This is a genomic window from Nocardia sp. NPDC020380, from assembly GCF_044386975.1.
Classification (GTDB): Bacteria; Actinomycetota; Actinomycetes; order Mycobacteriales; family Mycobacteriaceae; genus Nocardia.
In genome coordinates, this window is the sequence record NZ_JBIRVQ010000004.1 from 203,034 (window position 1) to 207,551 (window position 4,518).

General features: G+C 63.4%; 3 protein-coding genes. 2 read left to right on the forward strand and 1 reads right to left on the reverse strand.

Annotation, left to right across the window (positions count from 1 at the left end; genetic code table 11):
* The first annotated feature begins 160 nt into the window (after positions 1 to 160).
* Complete coding sequence (locus tag ACH438_RS11795) at positions 161 to 1,510, forward strand: cytochrome P450 (protein ID WP_397004056.1); 1,350 nt, start codon at positions 161 to 163, stop codon at positions 1,508 to 1,510.
* On the opposite strand, the gene ACH438_RS11800 is transcribed toward ACH438_RS11795, so the two are convergent.
* Positions 1,511 to 3,811 (reverse strand): beta-ketoacyl synthase N-terminal-like domain-containing protein, encoded by a 2,301-nt coding sequence (locus ACH438_RS11800; protein ID WP_397004058.1) that lies wholly within the window; start codon positions 3,809 to 3,811, stop codon positions 1,511 to 1,513.
* 51 nt (positions 3,812 to 3,862) lie between these two features.
* Between ACH438_RS11800 and ACH438_RS11805 the strand changes: the two genes are divergently transcribed.
* Entirely contained in the window at positions 3,863 to 4,360 is a 498-nt protein-coding gene (locus tag ACH438_RS11805; RefSeq protein ID WP_397004060.1) for a GtrA family protein, read from the forward strand.
* Positions 4,361 to 4,518 lie beyond the last annotated feature (158 nt).

A 4,518-nucleotide genomic window follows, 5' to 3' on the forward strand; every position in this document is an offset into this window, starting at 1 on the left:
AAGGCTAGACTGGTAAGTTTGGCTTGCAAAGTGGAAAACCGCGGCCGGATCGTTTGCCCTCGGGATGCCGGCGGGCAAGGCGTGGTCGCGGATCTTGACGCGCTCACCGGCACGCGCGCAATCTGAAGGGCCAGTTCATATCTCGGCAAGAGGTCGCCTCATGAAGCCACCCGGCCCCACTCCCGTCGAAACCCTCAGGCTGCTGCGCAAACTCGGCCCCGATCCGATGGGAGCCCTCAATGATCTGGCCGACTCGTTCGGCGATATCGTCCGGGTGAACGCCGGGCCGATGCTGGTCCTGGTCATCTCCGACCCCGAGATGACTCGCTATGTGCTGCAAGACAATTACGCGAACTATCGCAAGAGCGCGATCTACGACGACTTCAGCATCCTGCTCGGCGAGGGCCAGCTGACGACGAACGACATGAAGTACTGGCGCGCACAGCGCAAGCTCATCCATCCGGCGTTCTCCCGCTCGCACGTGCAGCGATTCGCCACCGATATCACCGAGAGCACCGCGGCCATGCTGGATCGCTGGGATGCCGCACCAGGCGAATACCGCGATATCTACGCCGACTATGTCGAGTTGCTGGTGACCGTGATCGGCCGGATCCTGTTCAGCCTCGACCTGTCCACCGATACCCGGCAGGTCACCGATGCGATGGAGACCGCCTTCGCCTACATCATGAAGCGGGTGAACTCGCCGGTGAAGGTGCCGCGCTGGCTCCCGACGCCCGCGTCGCGCAATGTCTCTCGCAGGGTCGGCGATCTCGACGAGGTGGTGCGCAGGCTGATCGACGAACGCCGCCACGGTACGGATCAGGGTGATCTGCTGACCAATCTGGTGCGGGCGCGCGATGAAGACGGCAACAGTATGAGCGAGGAGAACCTGCTCAACGAGGTCAAGACGCTGCTCGTCGCGGGGCACGAGTCACCCGCCAACGCGCTGTCCTGGGCCCTGCATCTGCTGGCCGCGAACCCCGAGGTCGAAGCCCGCCTGGTGACCGAGATCCAGGAGGTACTCGGCGACCGCACACCGACTTTCGCCGATCTCCGCGATCTCGAATACACCCGCATGGTCATCGACGAGACGATGCGGCTGTACCCGCCGGCCTGGCTGGTGGAACGCAGCCCGCTCGAGGACGACACCATAGGCGGCTACACCGTCCCCGCCGGCGCGCGGATCAGCATGTTCATGCACCGCATCCACCACGACGAGCGACTCTGGGACAACCCGCTGCAGTTCCGCCCCGAACGCTTCACGCCCGAGGAGATCGCGCAGCGACCGCGTTTCGCCTACTTCCCTTTCTCCGGTGGACCCCGCACCTGCTTGGGCAAGGACATGGCGCTGTCGGAAATGGTGCTGATACTCGCCATGACCCTGCAACGATTCCGGTTCGAGCCGGACAAGACGCATCCGGTGGTGCCGCTGGCCTCGGTGAATCTCCGCCCCCGGTACGGGATCCGGATGATGCCGGTACGCCGCGCCACCCGCCTCGTGCAGGCCTGATCACCCGAGCAGTCGGCGTCCCAGGTCCAAAAGCTCTGCGTCGGAGAGGATATCGGCGTCGGATTCATCCGGCGCATCCACAGCCCGCGGCACACTCGACGTGGCCAGATGGCCGGCAAGTTCGAGCACGCTCGGATGCCCCCAGACGACGACGGTGGGCACTTCGATGCCGAGCTTGGCGGCAAGTCGCGCACTGATTTCCACCGCCTGCACCGATCCGATCCCGACCCGTGCGAAGTTCTCGCCGAGATCGAGTGCCGCCACGGCAATCCCCAGCACCGCGGCTACCTCACTCGCCACGGTCCGAGTGAACTCGCCCGTCACGCGTGCCGCAGCGGTCGACTCATCCGGCAGCGTCTCCGCACGTGGTTGCATCGATTGGCCGACCGCGCTTGATTGCACACGATGCACGGTCGCACTCGTTGCCGGGGAATTCATTCGTAGCCAGTGTGATTCGCGCTGGAATGGATAGGTCGGCAGCGACAGCACTTCGACCGGCGCAGCGAGCGCACTCCAGTCCGGCAGGAAGCCGAGCCGGTAGAGCGAGGCAAGGGCGTTCAACGACGCGTGCCGCTGATCCCCTTCGAGCTCGGCCGCCGGGAATGCCCGCACCCACTGCCGCACCGCTTCAGAACTCCCTACCGCGCCATCGGAAACCATCTCGTGCCAGGGAGATTCATCCGTCACAGACACAATCTCGACGTCCGCCAATGCCTCGACGGCCTCGGCAACTGTCGTCGCAGTGACCGCCACCCGGTGCAGGAAATGAGTGCGTCCTCGGCCGAGGGTGTCGGCTACCGCCGCTAGCGGCGTATCGGGATGTGCCAACAGGTAATCCCGCAGGCGAGCAGCCTGTGCAAGCGTGGCCGCTGGTGTACGGCCCGACAGCACCAGCAGTTGCTCGCGCTCCGCAACCACCGGGGCGGCGCGATGCGGCGGCTCCTCCACAATGACGTGGGCGTTCGACCCGCCGAACCCGAAGGCGCTCACCCCTGCTCGCATGGGATGGTCCGCCGCCTCCGGCCACGACCATCGCCGCGAAGTCATCCGCAGGTTGAGCGCCGCCGAATCCAGCCCCTCGCGATCCCGTTCATAGTGCAGACTCCGCGGAATGATCCGATGCCGCAGTGCCAGCGCCGTCTTGATCAGGCCCGCTATCCCCGCCGCAGCCTCGGTGTGCCCGATGTTCGTCTTCACCGAGCCGACCAGCAGCGGCCGGTCCGCGCCGCGCCCGGTGCCGTAGACCGCGCCCAGCGCACCCAGTTCGGTCCGATCGCCGAGCTCGGTCCCCGTCCCATGCGCCTCGACGTAATCCACTGTGCCAGGATCGATTCCGGACCGTTCGCAAGCGCGCCGCAACAGCTCCCGCTGGGCCGTCTCGCTGGTGGCCGGGAGGCTGTGGTTGTGCCCGTTGTTATTGGTCGCGGTGCCGCGCACGACGCAATATATTCGCCGGTTCTGTTTCACCGCGTCGGCCAGGGACATCAGAACGATCGCTCCACCGCCTTCGCTGCGGACATATCCGTCCCCGGCCGCATCGAAGGCCCGTGAGCGTCCATGCGGTGACAGCACGCCGAGCTTCGACAGCCCCACGGCGGTTTCCGGAATGATATTCAGCTGCACGCCGCCGACGAGAGCCGTCGGGCAATCTCCCGAACGGATGGCCTGACAGGCGAGATGGACGGCGATCAAGGATCCGGCGCACGATGCGTTCACCGTCAGGCTGGGTCCGCTCATACCGAGGCAATGCGAAATCCGGTTCGCAATGATGCCTTCCACATCGCCGGTACTGGTAAACGGTGAAATCTCCGTTGCAATGGCTATTTTCAGCGCGCGATAATCATTGAACTTAACCGCAAAGTACACACCAGTCGGTCCGTTTTCCTTGGCACGTGGTGGCACTCCCGCATCCTCGAATGCCTCCCAGGCCAGTTCGAGTGCGAGCCGCTGCTGTGGATCCATCTCCGCGGCCTCGCGGGGACTGATACCGAAAAATTCCGCGTCGAACCGTTCGATGGCTGGAAGAAATCCGCCCGCGGCGGTCACGGTCTTTCCCGGGGCAGCGCGATCGACGTCTACATACTGTTCGGCCGTCCAGCGGGTCGCCGGCACGGTATCCTCAACGGCATCCACCTCATCCACGAGTAAATGCCAGAACGCTGCCGGGCCGTCCACTCCGCCCGGTAGCCGGCAACTCATGCCGACTATGGCTATCGGCTCCGGCGGTAACGCATTCGCCGCACCCGGGAATGGCGCCGCAGTGGCGGCGGCAGGACTCGGCCGGAATGGATTCCGTATCACGATGTTCCCCTATCGGTCTCGGGGCGCGGAACTTCTGCTTAGACTCTACGCATGTCAGCGTGGGTTCGAAGGCTGATCCAACAGGCAACGGCCGCAGTACCTTCCGCGCTCCGGAGCCCAGAACTGAGCCGGTTCGCCCTCGTCGGTGCAATCGCTTTCGTGATCGATACGACCTTGTTCCTGGTACTCAAGAGCACGGTTCTCGTTACCCATCCCATCACCGCCAAATTCCTTGCCGTACTGGTCGCCATTACGTTCTCTTATGCACTGAATCGGCAGTGGTCTTTCCATCGCCGCGGCGGCCGGCCACCACACCAGGAAGCATTTCTGTTCTATCTCATCAGCTTCCTGGCCGTGGTATTGAACATTGCGCCACTATGGCTCTCACGCTATGCGTTCGGATTGGAGATACCGAACGTCTCGCGCTTCACACAGAACCTCGCGGATTTCATTTCCGCACAAATAATCGGCACCCTGGCCGGAATGGGCTTCAGATTCTGGGCATTCGTGCGCTTCGTTTTTCCTGTCAAGATCGAAAATACAGCTTGACCGGCGCTGTCCCAGCCACTCGACAACCAACCAGCTACCAAGTGGAAAGAAGTTTCACACGCTTGCGTGTAACGCCCTGCTAACAGTTCAATTTGTCCATATCGATCCCGAAATGCAGAACCCCGTTGTAGCGTCTAAAAGCTACGATCAGGTAAGCG